The 19,984-nt window shown below is 65.3% G+C and carries 13 protein-coding genes and 2 pseudogenes; 11 read left to right on the plus strand and 4 right to left on the minus strand.

Going from position 1 to position 19,984, the window contains the following annotated elements; genetic code table 11:
* Positions 1–888, minus strand: an 888-nt coding sequence (locus tag JaAD80_RS17790) for a sigma-54-dependent Fis family transcriptional regulator (protein WP_102295964.1), incomplete at its 3' end; no start/stop codon positions are given.
* Between the two features lie 1,157 nt (positions 889–2,045).
* On the opposite strand from JaAD80_RS17790, the pseudogene JaAD80_RS32020 reads away from it, so the two are divergent.
* The 5 genes and pseudogenes from JaAD80_RS32020 to JaAD80_RS17810 form a co-directional block, all read left to right on the plus strand.
* Positions 2,046–2,252 (plus strand): annotated as a pseudogene (locus JaAD80_RS32020) (alginate export family protein); the annotation flags it as partial.
* Entirely contained in the window at positions 2,253–2,594 is a 342-nt protein-coding gene (locus tag JaAD80_RS31560) for a hypothetical protein (RefSeq protein ID WP_258003061.1), read from the plus strand.
* Positions 2,595–2,712: 118 nt separating this feature from the next.
* Positions 2,713–4,002: a serine hydrolase domain-containing protein gene (locus JaAD80_RS17800; protein ID WP_374755255.1), complete on the plus strand. Its 1,290-nt coding sequence runs from the start codon at positions 2,713–2,715 to the stop codon at positions 4,000–4,002.
* Positions 4,003–4,067: 65 nt separating this feature from the next.
* Positions 4,068–5,678 (plus strand): EAL domain-containing protein, encoded by a 1,611-nt coding sequence (locus JaAD80_RS17805; protein ID WP_146012420.1) that lies wholly within the window; start codon positions 4,068–4,070, stop codon positions 5,676–5,678.
* 75 nt (positions 5,679–5,753) lie between these two features.
* Positions 5,754–7,295, plus strand: a complete 1,542-nt coding sequence (locus JaAD80_RS17810; protein WP_102295969.1) for a CHASE2 domain-containing protein — start codon at positions 5,754–5,756, stop codon at positions 7,293–7,295.
* A 435-nt stretch (positions 7,296–7,730) separates the two neighbouring features.
* Here JaAD80_RS17810 and JaAD80_RS17815 read toward each other — a convergent pair.
* From JaAD80_RS17815 to JaAD80_RS17825, 3 genes and pseudogenes are all read right to left on the minus strand, one after another.
* Positions 7,731–10,527 (minus strand): annotated as a pseudogene (locus tag JaAD80_RS17815) (Hsp70 family protein).
* A gap of 2 nt (positions 10,528–10,529) precedes the next feature.
* A complete protein-coding gene (locus JaAD80_RS17820) occupies positions 10,530–12,410 on the minus strand; it encodes an Hsp70 family protein (RefSeq protein ID WP_102295971.1) in 1,881 nt (626 codons plus the stop codon).
* A complete protein-coding gene (locus JaAD80_RS17825) occupies positions 12,407–12,991 on the minus strand; it encodes a DUF2760 domain-containing protein (protein ID WP_102295973.1) in 585 nt (194 codons plus the stop codon). Before JaAD80_RS17825 ends, JaAD80_RS17820 begins: the two co-directional genes overlap by 4 nt.
* A gap of 322 nt (positions 12,992–13,313) precedes the next feature.
* Here JaAD80_RS17825 and JaAD80_RS17830 point away from each other — a divergent pair, with 322 nt between their 5' ends.
* From JaAD80_RS17830 to urtE, 6 genes are all read left to right on the plus strand, one after another.
* A complete protein-coding gene (locus JaAD80_RS17830) occupies positions 13,314–14,120 on the plus strand; it encodes a DUF4349 domain-containing protein (protein ID WP_258003062.1) in 807 nt (268 codons plus the stop codon).
* Between the two features lie 211 nt (positions 14,121–14,331).
* The gene (gene urtA / locus JaAD80_RS17835) at positions 14,332–15,585 is read left to right on the plus strand and encodes an urea ABC transporter substrate-binding protein (protein ID WP_102295975.1); all 1,254 of its coding nucleotides are present in this window, start codon (positions 14,332–14,334) and stop codon (positions 15,583–15,585) included.
* A 162-nt stretch (positions 15,586–15,747) separates the two neighbouring features.
* On the plus strand, positions 15,748–17,334 hold the full coding sequence (urtB, locus tag JaAD80_RS17840; protein WP_102295977.1) for an urea ABC transporter permease subunit UrtB: 1,587 nt from the start codon (positions 15,748–15,750) through the stop codon (positions 17,332–17,334).
* Positions 17,331–18,452 (plus strand): urea ABC transporter permease subunit UrtC, encoded by a 1,122-nt coding sequence (urtC, locus tag JaAD80_RS17845; RefSeq protein WP_102295978.1) that lies wholly within the window; start codon positions 17,331–17,333, stop codon positions 18,450–18,452. Before urtB ends, urtC begins: the two co-directional genes overlap by 4 nt.
* The gene (gene urtD, locus JaAD80_RS17850) at positions 18,449–19,279 is read left to right on the plus strand and encodes an urea ABC transporter ATP-binding protein UrtD (RefSeq protein ID WP_102295979.1); all 831 of its coding nucleotides are present in this window, start codon (positions 18,449–18,451) and stop codon (positions 19,277–19,279) included. The genes urtC and urtD overlap by 4 nt, the downstream gene beginning before the upstream one ends.
* A 6-nt stretch (positions 19,280–19,285) precedes the next feature.
* On the plus strand, positions 19,286–19,984 hold the full coding sequence (gene urtE / locus JaAD80_RS17855) for an urea ABC transporter ATP-binding subunit UrtE (protein ID WP_102295981.1): 699 nt from the start codon (positions 19,286–19,288) through the stop codon (positions 19,982–19,984).

Consider the following 19,984-nt stretch of genomic DNA (forward strand, 5'->3'; position numbering starts at 1 on the left):
GCTGCTGCCCGCCACGCGCAGCGACAGCAGCTTGTGGCCGGCACGCGCATCGAACAGGCGCTCGGCGCGCACTTCCAGCACCTCGCCGACGGGGCGGGGCAGGGTATCCATGCCGCCGATGAAGTGCCGCGCGCAGCGGTTGGCGGCCACGATATGGCCATGCTCGTCGACGGCGATCAGCATCTCTGGCTGCACTTCCACGAAATGGCGGTTGCGGTGCGCCAGCAGGATGCAGCAGTGGCCATACGACTTGAGGAAAAAGCCGTCCTCGATCAGCGTCGCGCTCTGGCGCACCAGCTGGTTCACCAGGCGCTGGCTGTCGCGCGCATCGGGCGAATTCAATGCCGACGCATCGAGCACGCCGATCAAGTCGCCGTGCGGCGAAAAGATGGGGGCCGCGCTGCAGGTCAGGCCCGTAAACGCGGCGCGAAAATGGTCGGTCTTGTGCACCGTGATGGCTTCCTGGTCAAGCAGCACGGAGGCGATGCCGCACGTGCCTTCCTCGTCTTCCGACCAGCACGAACCCGGGTACAGGCCCGCTTTCTTGAACTCCTTGCGCTGGTCCGCATCAACCGCGTAGTCGATCGTCACGCCATGCGCATTGGCCAGGATGACGCAGTAGCCGGCTTCGCGCACCATGGCGTGCAGCTGCGGCAGGCACTGGCCCGTCGAGCGCAAGAAATTTTCTTCTGACTGCTGCACCGCGCGCAGTTCGGCGCCAGTCAGGATGCGCGGCCCCGTTGTCGAGGCGGGGTCGAGGCGGTAGTCGTCCAGCGCGCGGCGATACGACGACGCCAGGCGGGCGATGTCGGCGCCCGGATTGACGACCCTGCCGGCAATCAGGTCGCGCACCCTGTCGAGATGGCTGGTCTGGCGGACGTATGGCATGGCACTCTCCCGTCTCTTTGGTATTTTTATGGTCCTTCCAGTTTGTAGCACGAAGCGCCCGTCCATGCATGGCGCGCTGCAGCATCGACTTGCCGTGAGACAGTCGTCTCACGGGACGGCTCCGCACAATAGGATGCTTTACAACAATAAAATAAAGCATCTCTGATAACATTCGCTCACATTGACTGGCCGCTATCGCAAGGGAATCCTATGGCAACGCAAGCGATGTTCCTGCGGCGCCACTCGGCCGCGCTGGCCCTGCTGGGGTGGAGTGCCTTGTGCGGCGCTGCCGGCCAGCTCGATCCGGATGGCCTGAGCGCGATGGACAAGGAGGCGGCGCGGCGTGCCGCCGTCGAACCGTCCATCGGCGCCGACTGGCAGCTGACGCGCTCCGTCGAAGCGGGCGTGCAGATCGCCGGCGAAGGCAATCTGTTCTGGAAGTTGTCGAACACGCCGGCGCGCGATCCCGATTTTGATTTCAGGCCCTATTGGTACGAGTTCTACGTCAAGCCGGGACTCGGCTTCAAGCGTAACTTTGCCGATGGCAGGCAGCTGTATGCGCGCGTGTCCGCCGTCGCTTCGGGCACCGTGCGCCACGATCCGTTTGGCGCGGGCGACACGGGCCGCATCTCGATCGAGGAATTTGTCGCCGGCATCCGCATGCCGCTCGGCGGCGCCGGTGTGCTCCTGGACCTGTCGGCCGGCGCGCAAAATTTCACCCTCGGCACCGGCATGCTGATCGCCAATGGCGGCTCGAACGGTTTTGACCGGGGCGCGCTGAAACTGGGGCCGCGCAAGGCCTTCCAGAATTCCGTCGTGGCCAGGGTGAGCCAGGATGCTTTCAGCGCCCAGGCGTTTTACCTGGACCCGAATGAAAACCCCGACAACGACAGCGGCACGCGCCTGGTGGGCGTGGATGCCAGCTACACGCTGGCCGATGACCGCAAGGCGGGCATCGCGTACGGCAAGGTGCCGCGTTCGCGCGCCGCCTATCCGCAGGCGGCACTGGGCGGCATCGGCGCGCCGCTGGCCGTGCCTGACGCGCGCAAGGATCTGCAGTTCGTGTACGGCTATGCGCGCGTGCCCTTGCTGCCTGCCGTGCTGCCGAAAGGCTGGTTCGGCGTCGACGCGCGCGCGAATGGAATACGCGCCAGCCGATGCGGGCCTGGGGCTGGCGCACGGAAGGGGGCTTTTCGCTGCCGGATGTGGCGTGGACGCCGAAATTCACCCTGGGCTACCAGAGTTTTTCCGGCGACGATCCGCGCACTGCGCGCAACGAGCGCTTCGACCCCCTGTTCTACGAAGGCACGCCGGGTGCCTGGGCCTCGGGCAGCAAGGCCACCTGGGTCTTCGTCAATTCCAACGTGAATGCGCTGCAGGCCACGCTCGAGCTGCACCCGACGCCGAAGGATACCGTGATCGCCTATCTGGCACAGGTTCGCGCCAACCAGATGGGCAGCCCGCTGCAGTTCGGCCAGGCCACGCGCCTCGACGTGCCGGGCGATGCGCCGGTGGTCATCTCGGGCGTGCTGCGCCCCATGCTGGCGAACGATGTTTACCTCAAGTACGTGCGCGTCATCAACCCGAATACCTACCTGACCGTGGGCGTGAGCGCATCGTTCGCGCAGTCCGGCGTCAACCAGCTGGTGGGCGGCCAGGCCAGGACCTGGACGGGCTGGCTGGCGAATGTCGTCTGGATGTATTGAGACAGTTGTAGTTGGTTTTATCACAGGAGAACACCGCATGAACGTACTGCCGAATTTACTACCGCGTATGAAACGCATGGCCCTGGCGGCCAGCTGCATGGCCCTTGCGACGGGCGGCATGCCGACGGGCGCGCATGCGGCCGAAGCGGCTGCCACGGCGAATGCCGCGCCCCTGTCGGCGGGCGCCAGCGATCCCGCTGCATTGAAATGGATGGTGGGTTCGCCGCCGCCGGCCGACAAGATCATCCGTTTCGACGACGGCAGCTATTTCATGTTTCCGCAGTTGCGCTGGAGCGTGTCGCATTTCCGCGAGCTGATGCCGACGGTGAATGTGTCGCGCGGCCTGGGTGCGCCGCTGCCTTTGCAGCGCGCGCTGCGCAAGGACATCGACAGCCTGCGTTTCACGCCGCTGGGAGCGAAGGAAACGATGACATGGGAGCAGTCGCTGGGTGCCAATTACACGGATGGCATCGTGGTGCTGCACCGGGGCCGCATCGTGTACGAGCGTTATTTCGGCGTTCTGAAGGACAATGGCCAGCATGGCGCCATGTCGGTGACGAAGTCCGTGATGGGCACCCTGGGCGCGGCGCTGGTGGCCGAAGGCAAGCTCGATCCGGCCAGGAAGGTGGCCGAGTACATTCCCGAACTGGGCAAGTCGGCGTTTGGCGACGCCACCGTGCGCCAGGTGCTCGACATGACCACGGGCCTGAAGTTCAGCGAGGACTATGCCGATCCGCATGCCGAAGTGTGGCAGCACGCGGCGGCCGGCAATCCGCTGCCCAAGCCCAAGGATTACACGGGGCCGCGCAGCTATTTCGAGTATCTGCAAACGGTGCAGCATCAGGGCCGGCATGGCGAGGCATTCGGCTACCGCACGGTCAATGCCGATGTGCTGGGCTGGCTCATCGCCCGGGTCACGGGACAGAACGTCAACGACTACCTGTCCGAGCATGTGTGGAAAAAGCTCGGCGCCGAGCAGGATAGCTACATGAGCGTCGATTCGACGGGCACGCCGTTTGCCGGCGGCGGCTTGAGCGCCGGCCTGCGCGACCTGGCGCGCTTTGGCGAGATGCTGCGCAACGACGGCCGCTATAACGGCCAGCAGATCCTGCCGAAGGCGGCGGTGGCGGATATCCGCGGCGGCGGCGACAAGCAGCTGTTCGCCAAGGGCGGCTACGACCTGCTGAAAGGCTGGAGCTACCGCGACATGTGGTGGGTGACGCACAACGACCACGGCGCCTACATGGCGCGCGGCGTGTACGGCCAGCGCATCTATGTCGATCCGAAGGCGGAGATGGTGATCGTGCGCTTCGCCTCCACGCCGACGGCGGCCAACGCAGCCAACGACCCGACCACCACGCCCGCCTTTGAAGCGCTGGGCAAGCTGCTGCTGGCCAAGCCGAAGTAAGGAACGCCGCAACGCCGAATGGCCCGCGCGTGCGGGCCATTCGCACATTCAAGGGGAGAGGTGGATTGAATCGTCGTCAAAAAGTCGTTGCGCTGGCAGTCGTTTGCGCCAGCGCGGTGGTGCTGCTGTCCTTCTGGGGCAGCCTGCATTTTTCCGGCATGCGGGCGCGGGAAGTGGAACAGCTACGCTTGCAGCGCGTGGCCGACAATGCCATGGCACGCGCCAGCAAATCGTTTGACGAGATTGGCACTGCGCTGGAATCGGTTGCCAGCCTGACGATGCGCCCCTGTTCCGACGAGCATATCGCGCTGATGCGGCAGTCGACCCTGGAGGCGCGCGGCGTCGCGGAAATCGATTATTTCGAGGACGGCAAGCTGAAATGCTCTTCCTGGGGGATGGCCGAGAAGGGACGCTCCATCTCCCTCGACAAGCCCGAGTTCACCACCCGGGGCGGCGTCGACGTCAACACGCGCACGCCACCGTCGGCGGGCAAGGGCATGGGCAAACCGATGCTCGGCCTGTTCAAGGACAAGCACCGGGTGCTGGTCGATCCGGCCCACCTGGCCGATATCATTGCCGACCCCGACGTGCAGGTCGCCGTCGCCACGGCGGGCGGCGCCATGCTGGGCAGCCAGAACGCGCCGAACGCGGAACTGGTGGGCCGCCTGGTGCGCGACAAGGGCAATGACCGTGCCATCGCCAGCGCCGACAAGATGCAGGCTGCCGTGGCGCGCAAGGGCGAACTGGCCACGGTCGGCCTGGCGCCCGAGAGCAGCATGCGCAAGCAGCTGCGCAACGAACAGCTGTACATCCTGCCCTTCGGCTTCCTGCTGGCCGCCGTGGCCATCAGCCTGCTGGTCTGGCTGACGCGCAGCCGCCTGTCGCTGCAGGGTGAAATGGCGCAGGCGCTGAAAAAACGTGAATTCATCGTGCACTACCAGCCGCTGGTACGGCTGCAGGATGGCGTTTGCGTGGGCGCCGAAGCGCTGATACGCTGGCCGCGACCCGATGGCACGATGATGCGTCCCGACTATTTCATTCCGCAAGCCGAGGAAAGCGGCTTGATCGAACCGATTACCGACCAGCTGGTGGAAACAGTGGTGCGCGAAATGCGCGAACTGCTGCTGGCCCAGCCGCAGCTGCACATCGCCATCAATGTCTGCGCATCCGATATCCAGACGGGCAGGCTGCTCGACGTGCTGGCCAGGGCGCTCGATGGCAGCGGCATCGCGGTGAGCCAGATATGGCTGGAGGCGACGGAGCGCGGCTTCATCGACGTGGCGGCGGCGCGCCAGGCGCTCGAGCGTGCGCGAGCCATGGGCTTTTCCGTCGCCATCGACGATTTCGGCACCGGCTATTCCAGCCTCGCCTACTTGCAGAATCTGCCCGTCGACGCGCTGAAAATCGACAAGTCCTTCATCGACACCATCGGCGGCGAGACGGTGACGAGCAGCGTGACCTCGCACATCATCGCCATGGCGCAGACCTTGCAGCTGGAAATCATCGCCGAAGGCGTGGAGACGCCGCAGCAGGCCGACTACCTGCGCGCGCGCGGCGTCGATTATGGCCAGGGCTGGCTGTTTTCCAGGGCCTTGCCGCCGGTGGAATTCATCGCTTATTGCGGCCAGCATGCCGTGAGGGAAAGCGGCGCCAGCCGTGCGGCGGCCCGGGCATAATTGCCCTACCATATGATTTCGTCATTAACAGTTGCCAGATAGTACACTGGCAGCATCACCCGAGGGGAATGCACCGTGGATACCGGCCATCCTGAAAACGCGCCCCTGCCACTCTGGCGGCGCCTGCTGTGGCCCGTCGCCCAGGTCGGATCGGCATTCAAGCTGACAGGCACGCATTTGCTGCACCATGTGATCGGCGCCAGCCTGATCGCCTCGCTGATGCTGGCGCTGGAAGGGTTGCACGTGCTGGAATGGCTGGATGCGGCCATGCTGCGCGCCAGCGCGGAACAGGGCCAGTTGCTGGAGCGGGGCAAGGACCCGGGCGCCGCCTACCGGCCCGGCATCATCGAGATCGACCAGCCTGCGTTCGAACAGGTGTTCGACGAGCGCGAACCGCTGGAACGGGCGCGCCTGCAGCAGTTGCTGGCCAACGTCGCGCGGCGCGATGCCCGGGTGCTGGCCATCGACCTGGATCTGGCGCCGGCCGTCTATGAACAGCACGATGCCGGCGCGCGGCCGCTGGACCAGCTGCTCGACCGGCTGGCCGCGGATGGCCGGCAGCTGGTGCTGATCCTGCCCGAACAGTCTGACCGGAACGCGAACCTGCCGTGGATACGCGCGCGCTGCGCGGCCGGCGTGCATTTCGCCAGCCCGCGCATCCGTGAGCGCATGGGTGCCGTTACGCGCATCGAGCTGAAAAGCCCCGTGCTGGCGGCCGTGGCGTTCGAGCTGGCGCATGGCGCGCAGCAGCAGGAGCGCGCGCAGCCCATGCCTGCAGCGCTGTCTGAACAAAAGGCCGGCTATCGATTGGCGGACAGGGTTTGCCAGCTGGCGCAGCGCACGCGCAGCGAAAAGCAGCTGGCGCGCTGGGCCTTCGAACCCGTCATCCACGGCGACGCCAAGGATGCGGCGGAGCAGAACGCCGTCACGGCGCCATTTCATCCGGCCGCCGTGGCGCCCGCCTTTCTGGACCCCACGCGCAGCGGCGTGCGCCTGCTTGACGGCAAGGCGGGGGTGGCGGCCGATGCGCCGCGCAAGCAAGTGCAGTTTGTCGGCGCCACCTACGATGTGCGCGACCGCTACACGACGGCGGAGGGAGAGCAGGCCGGCTTGCACCTGCATGCGGCGGCCTATACCTCGCTGGGCATCGGCACGGCCGACGTGAATAAATACGTGGTCTTCGTCGCCGATATCGTCCTCGGGGTGCTGCTGGGTTGCCTGTTCGGCGGCCTGTGGACCTTGTATGGCCGCGCCGAACTGGCCATCGACAAGCGTATGGAAGACCGCGATTTCAGCCGCCTGCACCGCATGGGCACTCTGGCCGAATTCTATGGCATCCGCTTGATGCTGGTGCTGGTGTGGGCCTCGCCGTTTGCCATCGGCGCGCTGGCCATCTATCTGTCGCGCGGCTTGCTGGAGCAGGGCTGGTGGGTCAACCCCGGCCCCCTGATCGCCGGCATGTTCCTGCACGCGATGTCCTTGCGCGACGAGGCGCACCATCCGCACGAGGAGGTACCGGGCCTGAACGTGTGGGCCCAGCTGCGCCGCACGCATCCCGGCATCGTGCTGGTGCAGGCGCCGCTGGCGGTGCTGCTGTTTCTGGTGGCCGTGATCTAGCGCAAAGGGGCGGTTTGGAGGCTACGCGCGCAGCGACGGGTGGGTCGGATTAGGCCGCAGGCTGTAATCCGACAGGCGCTGCTGACAATATCGTCGGATTACGCGCTCCGGGCTAATCCGACCTACACGCCCAGGGTGGGTACGGTTGACCGATGGTTAGCTGCCGTATTGCGACGCGCAGCGACCGGTAGGTCGGATTAGGCCGCAGGCCGTAATCCGACAGGCTCCGCTGACAATATTGTCGGATTACGCGCTCCGGGCTAATCCGACCTACACGCTCAGGGTGGGTACGGTTGGCCGATGGTTAGCTGCCGTATTGCGACGCGCAGCGACGGGTAGGTCGGATTAGGCCGCAGGCCGTAATCCGACAGGCGCCGCCGACAATATTGTCGGATTACGCCCTCCGGGCTAATCCGACCTACGCGATGAATTTTCTTAACCGATCAGCTTCAGCCCCGGCGGCAGCGCTTCGCCCAGCATGCGCTTGGTGGCCGCCTCGTCCAGCTGCGTCACTTCGCTGACCATGGCGTGCCACAGGGGCGGGGCGCCGACGGCCTTCAGGCGCCCAAGAATCGTGGCGCGCAGCTCGTCGGCGATGTCGCGCGAGCGGTCGCCCGTCATGCGTGCCAAGTGGGTGGCGGCGAAGGCGGCCGGTTCGGTCTTCTTCCAGTCCAGCGCCAGCAGCACCTGCAGCCATTCGGCCACGGTGGCGCTGTCGACCACTTCATGCGCGCTGCCGTGGAAAGGCTGGCGCGCGCCGACCCTGGCTAGCGCCCACAGGGTGTTGGTGTCCGCCGCTTCGCCTTTTTTACTGGCCTTGTCCAGGCGTTTCAGCAGCCAGGCCCCCACTTCCGCCTTGTAGGCGCCGGGGATGCGTTCCAGCGAGGCGCCCAGGCGCAGCATGTCGTCGTCGCTGCCGCCCACCAGGGTGACGGGGCGGTTGCCGCGCTGCGCCGCATCGGCTTGCAGGTTGAAGGCGAAATCGTCGAGCAGGCGCAATTGCTGCTCCACGCTCAAGCCACCGGCCACGCGGCGCCACAGGGTCCACCATTCGGCGCACACCTGGCTATCCTTGTGGTGCTGCACGCCCGCGTCGAACATCGCCCACAGCTGCTCGATGCGCCACGGGTCGAGCGCGTCGCCGTAGCCGGGACGCAAACAATAGCCGGCCAGGTTCAGCCAGACACGCTCATGTTCGGCCGACCGGCGCCGGCCACGCGCGCGCAGCATGAGGGCGTCGAACAGCTGGCGCAGCAGCGGCGTGTCCCAGCTGTCGCGCCCGCCCAGTCCCCGCTCCAGGTGCTGGCGCAGCTGGCGTACCTCTTTCGTTTCGACTTTCTGCGCCTTGCCGCCGAAGATGCGCTCGATTTTGTCGACCGCTTCTTTTATCCGCGGCGAGACTGCGGGGGCGTTGCCGTCGCCACCGTCGGGACCTTGCTCTTCCTCGCTACCGCGCAACTGGAATTCCAGCAGCCAGCGTTGGCTGGCATCCGCTTCGGCCACGCAATGCACTTCCAGGGTGCCCACCTCCGTCATGACGGTGGCCAGCTGCACGGTGATTTCGCGTTTGTCGTTGGCATCCTGTTTGTCGTGCAGCACGCTGGCCAGCGGCGGCAGGCGCAGGTACTCGCCTTCGCCCAGGTCGACGATGTCGCCCAGCTTGGGCGGCGTGCCCGCTTCCGCGATGGAAGAGGCCAGGTGAAAGCGCACGGGCCGGCCCAGGCGCAGCGCAAACAGGCGTTCGTACAGGCGGATTTCTTCGCCGCTGGCGCTGCCACGGGGCAGGATGCAGACGGCGCGGTTGTCCTTGCCCGGTGCGCCCAGCACGAGGAAATAGCTGCGCGGCGAACCGCCGCCGATGCGCGGCGCCTGGCCACGCCGGGCCAGCGCGTAGGCGACGGCGCCACGCGCCACGGCCACGTCGGGGATTGTCGTTGTGCAGGATGGTGAGGGGCGCGCCGCGCCAGTGTGCCAGGGTTTCGGCCAGGCGGCGGGCCAGCGCGTCGGCGCGGAATACGCCGCCGTTCAGCAGCAGCGTATCGGGCAGTGCGCCCTGATGCTGCTGCAAAAAGCTGGCCAGGTGGCGCGTGATGGCCGCGTCCTGCGCGTAGGGCAGGCCGAATTCGACGATGCCGGCGCGGCCCTTTTTCGCCGTCTCGCTGATTGCTACCTGCGGGAAGAAGCCGTCGACCACCATGGCCGCCACCTCCTCGCGCGTGACGTCGGCGGAACGGCTGCCTTTGACCAGGCGCGAGCCGGCGCCCAGCAAGGTGACGGTCGCCTTGTCGGGTGCGTCGCTGGAGAGCAGCAGTTCCTTGGCGGCGCGGCAGCGTTCCATCAGCTGCGACAGGCGCGCGGCGGACAGCTTCATGCCGCCTTCGACACCGGCGGCCAGGCGCGTTTCCACCAGGTGCGCCAGCGCCAGGTCCATATTGTCGCCGCCGAGTATCAAATGATTGCCGACGCTGCTGCGTTCAAGCTGCGGTTCGCCGTCGTCATCGAAAGCCACGTCGATCAGGCTGAAATCGGTGGTGCCGCCGCCCACGTCGCACACCAGGATGCGGCGCGTAGCGGCCAGGTCCGCGCGCAGGGTGGCGCGCCGGCGCTGCAGGTAGTCATAAAAAGCCGCCTGCGGTTCTTCGACCAGCCGCAAGCTGGGCAGGCCGGCCATGCGCGCCGCTTGCAGGGTGAGTGCGCGCGCACCCTCGTCGAACGAGGCGGGAATGGTCAGCACCAGTTCCTGCGCTTCCAGGGGCGCGTCGGGAAAGCGCTGGTCCCACGCGGCGCGCACGTGGGCCAGATAGCTGGCGCTGGCCACCACGGGCGATACCTTGGCCACATCGGCATCCGCGCCCCACGGCAGGATGGGCGCCTGGCGGTCCACGCTGGCATGCGACAGCCAGCTCTTCGCGCTGGACACGAGCCGTCCCGGCACCTGCGCGCCGAGCTGGCGTGCCAGGGCGCCCAGCACGGGCTGTGCCACGCCGGCCACATCATCCTGCCGCCACGGCAGCTGCAAGTCGCCCGCCGCCAGTTCGCCGGCGGCGCGGTGGTAGCGCAGGGAAGGCAGTAGCGGGCGTGCGCCCACTTCGCCGGGCGCGACCAGCTGCTCGATGGCGAACAGGTTTATTTCAGCCTGCGCATCATTGGCCTTGGCATAGGCGACCACCGTGTTGGTGGTGCCCAGGTCGATGCCGACCAGGAAGGCCGGCTTGTCCACCGCGCTGGCCACGCCTAGTGCTGTGGCGTGCCGCGCACGTCGAATTCCACTTTCCAGCGCTCGGCGCCGTCAGGGGAAACGGCCAGCAGTTCCAGGGTGCCCGCTTCCGTCACGCGCGCATGCAGTTTCACTTGCACGACGTCGCCGGCCGAGCGGCCTTCGGCGGATAAGGTCGCCTGGATTTCGCTCAGTTCCTGCAATTCGTCCGGCCCCCAGAAATCGAGCAGGTCGCCGATCTGGTCGTTGCGGCGCGTGGACGAGGCGAAGAAGCGAAAGTGCACGGGTTCGCCCACCACCAGGCCGAATTGCTGGCCGGGCAGTTCCAGTTCACTGCCTTCTTCCATGCCGAACGGCGCCACGCACAGGGCCTGGATCGGCGGCTCCATGCCGGGGATGGCGGGCATGGCCGATTCGATGGCCACATAGAACGAGCTGGCCGTGCCGCCGCGGATGCGCACGCCATGGCCGCGCCTTACATAGCTGTAGTAGGCCGCGCCACGCGCCACGGCCAGGTCCAGGTCGGCCCCGGCCAGCATGCGCGCCGGTTCCGCGCCTTCCATGTACAGCCAGTCGTTAACGGTCGCCATGATGCGCTGGACCAGCAGGTCGGACTTGAAGACGCCGCCGTTGAACAGCACGGCCGTCGGGTGCAAAAAGCTGGCGCCCTCCGCCTGGCGGCCGGCAAAGCCTTCCAGTTCGGCCGTTGCCGCCACCTGGCGGCCCAGGAACGCGGCCAGGTGGCGCGTGATGGCCGCGTCCTGCGCATACGGCAAGCCCAGTTGCGTCAGGCCGGCGCGCGTGCGCACGGCAGGGCGGCTCGACGCTTCCACCTGCGGGAAGAAACCGTCGAGGATGAAGGTGTACACTTCCGCGCGCGTCAGTTCCGTGCGGATCGAGCCGCCGATCAGTTTCGAGCCGCGGCTCGGCACGACGATGGGCGCCGTTTCCATGCCGCTGTCGGCCAGCAGGCTTTCCTTGGCGCTGCGGCAGCCGTAGGTCAGCGCACGCATTTGCCAGGCGTCCAGCTGGGTGCCGTTGGCGGCCAGCTTGCGGGCCACCAGGTGGGCCAGCGCCAGGTCCATATTGTCGCCGCCCAGCAGGATGTGTTCACCGACTGCCACGCGGTGCGGTTCCAGCACGCCGTCGCGTTCCAGCACGGCGATCAGCGAAAAGTCGCTGGTGCCGCCGCCCACGTCGACCACTAAAATGATGTCGCCCGGCTTGACTTCCTTGCGCCAGCGGCCTTCGCTGGTCTGGATCCAGCTGTACAGCGCCGCTTGCGGCTCTTCCAGCAAGGTGAGCGAGGTGTAGCCTGCCGCCTGCGCCGCTTCCATCGTCAGCTCGCGCGCGGCCGGGTCGAACGAGGCGGGAATGGTGACGGTGATTTCCTGCTGCGCGAATGGCGCCTGCGGGTGGGCGTTGTCCCAGGCCTGGCGCAAATGCGTCAGGTAGCGCGTGGCCGCCGTGATGGGCGAAATGCGCGGTACTTCGGCCGGCGCGTCGTTCGGCAGGATGGCCGCGCGGCGGTCCACGCCAGGGTGGCACAGCCAGCTTTTCGCGCTCGACACTAAACGAATGGGCGTGGTGGCGCCGCGGCTGCGGGCCATTTCGCCGACGACGAACGGTGCTTCGGCTTCCTCGGTGACCCAGGGCAGGGCCAGGTCGCCCGCCGCCACTTCATCGGCGTGCGGCAGGTAGACGAACGATGGCAGCAAGGAGAGTTCTTCGACCGTGCCCGGTGCCGACAACTGCGGCACTTTCAGCACGCCGTGGCTGGACTTTTCGCCGTCGCTCTCGGTCAGGTTCACATACGACAGGGCGCTGTGGGTGGTGCCCAGGTCGATGCCGATGGCGTAGCGCGGGGTGTTCGGGGTGGCGTTCGTGGTGTCGTTCACAGTTCCACCTCGGCTGGCGCCAGGATGCTCGCGTCGTGCTGTTCGCTCAGTTTCGGCAGGCGCACGCTGGACGCGCGCCAGCCGCGATGGCTGAGGGTACCCGTGAACGGCGCGGAGCCGACCACGTTGCCCGTCAGGCGCACCTGGGCGGAGTCAAAACCTTCCGGCAGCACGATGCGGCTGCCCTCAAGCTCCTGGCGCACGGGGGCGATGGTGAAGTATTCACGCATGACCTTGGCGCAGCCTTCGTGCACCACGCGGGCCGCCGCGCCGATGTCGGCGTCCGCATGGCTGCCCAGGTTTTCCTGGGTAAAGTCGATCAAACGCGCTTCGCGCTGCAGCAGGGCCAGCAACTGCAGGGCCGCATCGGGCGTGGCTTCCTTCAAAATGACGGGCGCGGCGGCCGGCGTCGGCACGGGGGCTGGCGCCACGGGCGCGACCGGAGCAACAGGGGCAACCTCGGGCAAGGACAGCTTTTCCACGCGGGCCGCATAGGCGGCGTCCGACAGGGTGCTGAAGAAGGCGCCGAAGGCCAGCGGGACACGGCGCCAGAACGATGGGTGGGACGATGATGTGCTCATAGGAACTCGCTTCTCTGATCTGTAGGGAGGCGTCGGCGGCCGCCGGGTGGCCGGGCCGCTTCGCAAGGTGGTGCATGCGCCGGCCCTGTTGCACAGGCGCCGGCTGGCGTTTGCCCGCATGATACCAGCTACGGCGCCGCTGCCAAAGCCGCAGCGGCCCCTTACTGCGGGGAAAAGTCGGCATTTTTATTGCGCTGGCGCAGAAGAACAGCGGATAGACCTGTCTTTCGACTAAAATCGCCCCTTGTTTTTTCCTTATGGTTTTCATGTGGCAATAAACTTGGCACCAGCAGGAACCCGCATCATTTTAATGAAGGATTTTATGAACAAGCGTCTACACACAAGCCTGCGGCTGCTGGCGATGGCTGGCCTGGTTGTGCTGGCCGGTTGCGCCGGCAAGGGCGAGAGCGGCGGCCAATCCAGCGCCGCGCGCCTCGATGGCAAGGAAAAAGGCAGCGAGTTTCTGGCCTATGAACACAATGTGAGTGTCGACGCCGGCGAAGCGCAGGTGCGGCCCCTGTATGAAAAAGTCGTGGCCGCCTGCAAGGCCGATACGCAAAACGCCTGCCTGTTGCTCGATTCCAGCCTCGACAGCGGCCGCTATGTGCATGCGCGCATCAGCATGCGCGCCAAGCCGGCCGGCATCAGGAAGCTCGTCGCGCTGGTCGCCGCCGAAGGCGAGGTGACGAGCCAGGGCACCAAGGTGGAAGACCTGGGCCGTCCCGTGCTCGACAGCAAGAAGCGCCTGGAAATGCTCAAGCAATACCAGGCGCAATTGCAGGACCTGGAAAAGCGCTCGGGCACGAATGTGGACGCGCTGATCAAGGTAACCAAGGAACTGGCCACCGTGCAGGTGGAACTGGAGCAGGCGACGGCGGCCAACGCGCTGCTGATGCAGCGCATCGACACGGACTTGCTGAACGTGGCCATCAGCGCGGAAGGCAAGCAATCGTTCTGGACGCCCGTCAAGCGCGCGCTGGGCAATTTCACGGATAACCTGTCGGAAGGCGTGGCCAACGCCATCACGGCCATGGCCTACATCCTGCCATGGCTGATCGCTTTCGTGCTGCTGTTCCCGCTGGGACGCAAGGGCTGGCGCCGCTTGAGAGGCGCGCCGCGCAAGGATTAACGGCGCGCACGCACCGTTTTGCCGCATGAATCAACCTGGCTGCACAGTCCTTGTGCAGCCAGGTTTTTTTTCGTGCGGCAATCTCTCACACGCACCAAAGCGTGGCACGCGTGGCATGGCCTTGCGCTGCTGATGCTGGCATGCATTCTGCTTTAACAACATCGTATGCCCATCCATTGATACTCATGCAGTTCTTCACTCAGGAGTCCACATGTCACGACGCATCATCTTGAAAGCGGCAGCAGCAGGCGCACTGGCCTTGACCACCTCCATCTACACGCAGACGGCCTGGGCCGCCGACACGATCAAGGTGGGCATCCTGCACTCCTTGTCGGGCACCATGGCCATTTCGGAAACGTCGCTGAAAGACGTGGCCTTGATGACGATCGCCGAGATCAATGCCAAGGGCGGCGTTCTGGGAAGAAAGCTGGAGCCGGTCGTCGTCGATCCGGCATCAAACTGGCCCTTGTTTGCGGAAAAAGCGCGCCAGCTGGTGGCGCAGGACAAGGTCGCTGTCGTGTTTGGCTGCTGGACATCCGTGTCGCGCAAGTCGGTGTTACCGGTGTTCAAGGAACTCAACAGCCTGCTGTTTTATCCCGTGCAATACGAGGGCGAGGAACTGGAAAAGAATGTGTTTTATACGGGCGCCGCGCCCAACCAGCAGGCGATCCCGGCCGTGGAATACCTGATGAGCAAGGATGGCGGCGGCGCCAAGCGCTTCGTGCTGCTGGGCACGGATTATGTGTATCCGCGCACCACCAACAAGATCCTGCGCGCCTTTTTGAAAAGCAAGGGTGTGAAAGATAGCGATATCAGCGAGGTCTACACGCCGTTCGGCCACGCCGACTATCAAACCATCGTCGCCAACATCAAGAAGTTTTCCACGGGCGGCAAGACGGCCGTCATTTCCACCATCAATGGCGATTCGAACGTGCCGTTCTACAAGGAACTGGGCAATGCGGGCCTGAAAGCCACGGACGTGCCCGTCGTCGCGTTTTCCGTCGGCGAGGAAGAGCTGCGCGGCATCGATACCAAGCCGCTGCTCGGTCACCTGGCGGCGTGGAATTATTTTGAATCCGTCAAGAACCCCGTGAATGCCGCATTCATCAAGCAGTGGAAAGCCTACGCCGTGGCGCAAAAGCTGCCGAACGCGGCTTCGGTGGTGACGAACGACCCGATGGAAGCGACCTATGTCGGCATCCACATGTGGGCGCAGGCCGTGGAAAAGGCCAAGTCGACGGACACGGACAAGGTCATCGCCGCCATGGCGGGCCAGAGCGTGAAGGCGCCATCGGGCTTCACCCTGACCATGGATGCGACCAATCACCATTTGCACAAGCCCGTGATGATCGGCGAAATCAAGGCCGATGGGCAATTCAATGTCGTGTGGAAAACCAAGGAACCGATCCGCGCCCAGCCTTGGAGCCCGTTTATCAAGGGTAACGAGGGCAAGCAGAAGTTGTAGGCGCTTGTGCGTCGAATCGTTATCGCAACCCCGGGCAAAGAGCTGGGGTCTGACCCCTGTCCTTCACCAGCAAATGCCGGGGTCGGACCCTGAGTGGCCGACCCCAGTCCTCGCCTTTGGGGTAAGCAATTTGCCCCGTGCAGCCTTTCCTTGGAACTTACAATGAGGTTCATTCCCAAACTGCTCGTCCTCGCCTGCCTGCTGTTCTCCCCGCTGGCGCAGGCAGCCATTCCCCCTGATCTGCTCAAACCGCTATCCGGCGACGATCCCGACGCCAGGGTTGCCGCCGTGGCGCAGATCGCCGCCCTGGCCACGCCCGAGGCCGCCAAACTGCTGCAAGCCTTGCAGGACGAGGCCCTGTATGCGGCGCCCGATGGCAAGGTCTACATCGTCGACGGCGAGCAGGCCTACGATCCGTCGACAAGCCAGAACGTGCCGCTGCCGGACGGCATCGATGGCGTGATGGTCAACAACCGCTTGCGCTCGGCCGTGGCGGGCGCCTTGTCGGGGCTGAAACTGCTGGCGCCCGAGCGGACCACGCGCCTGGCCGCCGCGCAGGCGCTGCAGCAGTCCGTCGATCCCGCGCAGCTGCCGCTGATCCACAAGGCGCTGGCACAGGAAACCGATGCCGACATCCAGCAAATCCTGCAGGTGCTGATCGCCAGCGCCAACTTGCACGCGCCCGATGCGGCCACGCGCAAGCAGGCGGTGCGGGACCTGGCCGGCAGCAGCGACGCGCGCCTGCTGCCCGTGCTGCAAGCCATGCTGGAAAAAGGGGGCGAGCCCGACGAAGCCGTGCAGCTGGCCGCCATCGACACCATGGGCCAGATCAAGGGCAGGGTGGCGCGCATGGAATTCGCCGGCAACGTGTTTTACGGCATTTCCCTGGGCAGCGTGCTGCTGCTGGCCGCGCTGGGGCTGGCCATCACGTTCGGCTTGATGGGCATCATCAACATGGCGCATGGCGAACTGCTGATGATAGGTGCCTACACCACTTATTTGTGCCAGCTGTTCTTCCGCACCTACCTGCCCGGCATGCAGGATGCGTATCTGCTGGCCGCCTTGCCGGCCGCTTTTTTTGTCGCCGGCCTGGTCGGCGTGGTGCTCGAGCGCACGGTGATCCGCTGGCTGTACGGGCGGCCGCTGGAAACCCTGCTGGCCACCTGGGGCATCAGCCTGATCCTCATGCAGCTGGTGCGCACCGTCTTCGGTGCGCAAAACGTGGAAGTGGCCAACCCTGCGTGGATGTCGGGCGGCGTGACGGTGCTGGGCGGCCTGGTGCTGCCGTACAACCGGCTGGCCATCATCGCCTTTGCCGTCATCGTCGTGGTGGCCGTGTGGCTCATTCTCAACAAGACACGCCTGGGCCTGTTCGTGCGCGCCGTCACGCAAAACCGCCGCATGGCCGATTGCGTGGGCGTGGCCACGGGCAAGGTCGACATGCTGACCTTTGGCCTCGGTTCCGGCATCGCCGGGCTGGGCGGCGTGGCCCTGTCGCAGCTGGGCAACGTGGGGCCTGACCTGGGCCAAAGCTACATCGTCGACTCCTTCATGGTGGTGGTGCTCGGCGGCGTGGGCCAGCTGGCCGGCACCGTGATCGCCGCGCTGGGCCTGGGTGAAGTCAACAAATTCCTCGAACCGGTGGCGGGCGCCGTGCTGGCGAAGATCGCCATCCTCGTGTTCATCATCATTTTCATCCAGCGCCGGCCGCAGGGCCTGTTTGCCATGAAGGGACGCAGCGTCGAATGATTACCTCCTGTCAAACCAAGCAGGGCCTGTTTACACGGCCCGTCTGGCTGGCGCTTGCCGCATGCACGGTGCTGGCGGCGCTGTTGCCGATTTTTAATCTGGCGTTTGCCGAAGGGCACGCCTTGCACGTCTCCGCCTACACGGTGGCGCTGGTGGGCAAATTCATGTGCTACGCGCTGGCCGCGCTGGCGCTGGATCTGGTGTGGGGCTACACGGGCATCCTGTCGCTGGGCCACGGCGTGTTCTTTGCGCTGGGCGCGTATGCGCACGGCATGTATCTGATGCGCGCCATCGGCGGGCAGGGCCAGTACCACAGCAGCTTGCCCGATTTCATGGTATTTCTCGACTGGAAAACCTATCCCTGGTACTGGGCCTTCACGGAGCATTTCTGGTACTGCATGGCCCTCGTCGTGCTGGTGCCGGGCGTGCTGGCCTTTGTCTTCGGTTATTTCGCCTTCCGCTCGCGCATCAAGGGCGTGTATTTTTCCATCATCACGCAGGCGATGACGTATGCCTTCATGCTGCTGTTCTTCCGCAATGACACCGGCTTTGGCGGCAACAACGGCTTCACGGATTTCAAGACCATTCTCGGCCACGACGTCACGGCGCCCGCCACCAAGGCCGTGCTGTTCCTGCTGACCCTGGCCATCCTGCTGGCGGCATTGATCGGCGCGCGCGCCATTGTCACGTCGAAACTGGGCCGCGTGCTGCAGGGCGTGCGCGACAGCGAAGCACGGCTGATGTTCCTGGGCTACAACCCGCTGTGGTTCAAGCTGTTTGTCTGGACCCTGTCGGCCGTGCTGTGCGGCATCGCCGGCGCCCTGTACGTGCCGCAGGTGGGCATCATCAACCCGTCCGAGATGTCGCCGGCCAATTCCATCGAAATGGTGGTGTGGGTGGCCGTCGGCGGACGCGGTACCTTGATCGGTCCCATCCTGGGCGCCTTCACCGTCAACGGCCTGAAAAGCTGGTTCACGGCCGCCTTGCCGGAACTGTGGCTGTTTGCGCTGGGCCTGCTGTTCATCGGCGTGACCCTGTTCATGCAGCAGGGCATGCTCGGTGTGTTGAGCAAGCTCAAACGCAAGAAAGCCGTTGCCGCGGCAGAGGAGGCAGCATGAGTATCCGCATGTTGCCCGGCATGGCCAGCGCCGAAGCGGGCGCCACGTATTCCCGCGTGAAAGGCGAGGGCGTCGACACGACGCATGGCGCCATCCTCTACCTGGAAGACATCAGCGTGTCGTTTGACGGCTTCAAGGCCATCAACAAGCTGAGCCTCGATATTTCCGTGGGCGAGCTGCGCTGCATCATCGGCCCGAATGGCGCTGGCAAGACGACGATGATGGACGTGATCACCGGCAAGACGCGGCCCACCTCTGGCACGGCCTGGTTCGGCCAGACCATGAACCTGGCGACGATGACGGAAGCGCAGATCGCCCACGCCGGCATCGGCCGCAAGTTCCAGCGTCCCACGGTGTTCGAGCAGCACACGGTGTTCGACAACCTGGAACTGGCCATGAAGATGGACAAGCGCGTGGCGCCGACCCTGTTTGCCCGCCTCACTTCCGAACAGGCGGGCAAGATCGAATCGATATTGCGCCTGATCCGCCTGAATGGCCAGGAGGCGCGCCTGGCGGGCTTGCTGTCGCACGGGCAAAAGCAATGGCTGGAAATCGGCATGCTGCTGATGCAGGAGCCGCAGCTGATCCTGCTCGACGAACCCGTGGCCGGCATGTCGGATGCGGAAACGGCGCGCACGGCGGAATTGCTCAATGAGTTGCGCGGCAAGCATTCCATCATGGTGGTCGAGCACGACATGGGGTTCGTGACGGAAATCGCCCAGCAAGGAATCGTCACCGTGCTGCACGAGGGCGCCGTGCTGGCGCAGGGGCGCATGGAGCAGGTGCAAGCCGACGAACGCGTCATCGAAGTCTATCTGGGAAGGTGAGCACACATGCTGGAAGTCGAACAACTGAATCAATACTATGGCTCCTCGCACACCTTGCGCGGCGTCAATCTGGCGGCGCGCAAGGGCGAATGCCTGGCCTTGCTGGGCAGGAATGGCGTGGGCAAGACGACCCTGTTGAAATGCCTGATGGGCGTGCTGCCCGTGGCGCAGGGCAAGGTGGTGTTCAACGGCCGCGACATCACCAAACTGGCACCGCATGCGCGGGCAAAGCTGGGCATCGCCTACGTGCCGCAGGGGCGCGACATTTTCGCGCGCCTGACGGTGGAGGAGAATTTGCTCATGGGCATGGCGGTGAAACGGGGCAGGCACGCCTCGCGCATCGATCCCCACGTGTATGAACTGTTTCCCGTGCTAAAGGAGATGCTGCAGCGGCGCGGCGGTGATTTGTCCGGCGGGCAACAGCAGCAGCTGGCCATCGCGCGCGCCCTGCTGGCCGAACCGCAGCTGATCATCTTTGACGAGCCGACGGAAGGCATCCAGCCGTCCGTCATCAAGGATATCGGCAGGGTCATTTCCCTGCTGAAGCAGCGCGGCGACATGGCCATCGTGCTGTGTGAACAGTATTTCGATTTCGCCCGCGAACTGGCCGATGAATTCATCGTGCTGTCGCGCGGCAGCGTGGTGGCCAGCGGCAAGGCGGAGCAGATGGATGGCGAGGACGTGAAACGCCACCTGGCCGTGTAG

The organism is Janthinobacterium sp. AD80 (assembly GCF_002878455.1).
Lineage (GTDB): Bacteria > Pseudomonadota > Gammaproteobacteria > Burkholderiales > Burkholderiaceae_D > Janthinobacterium.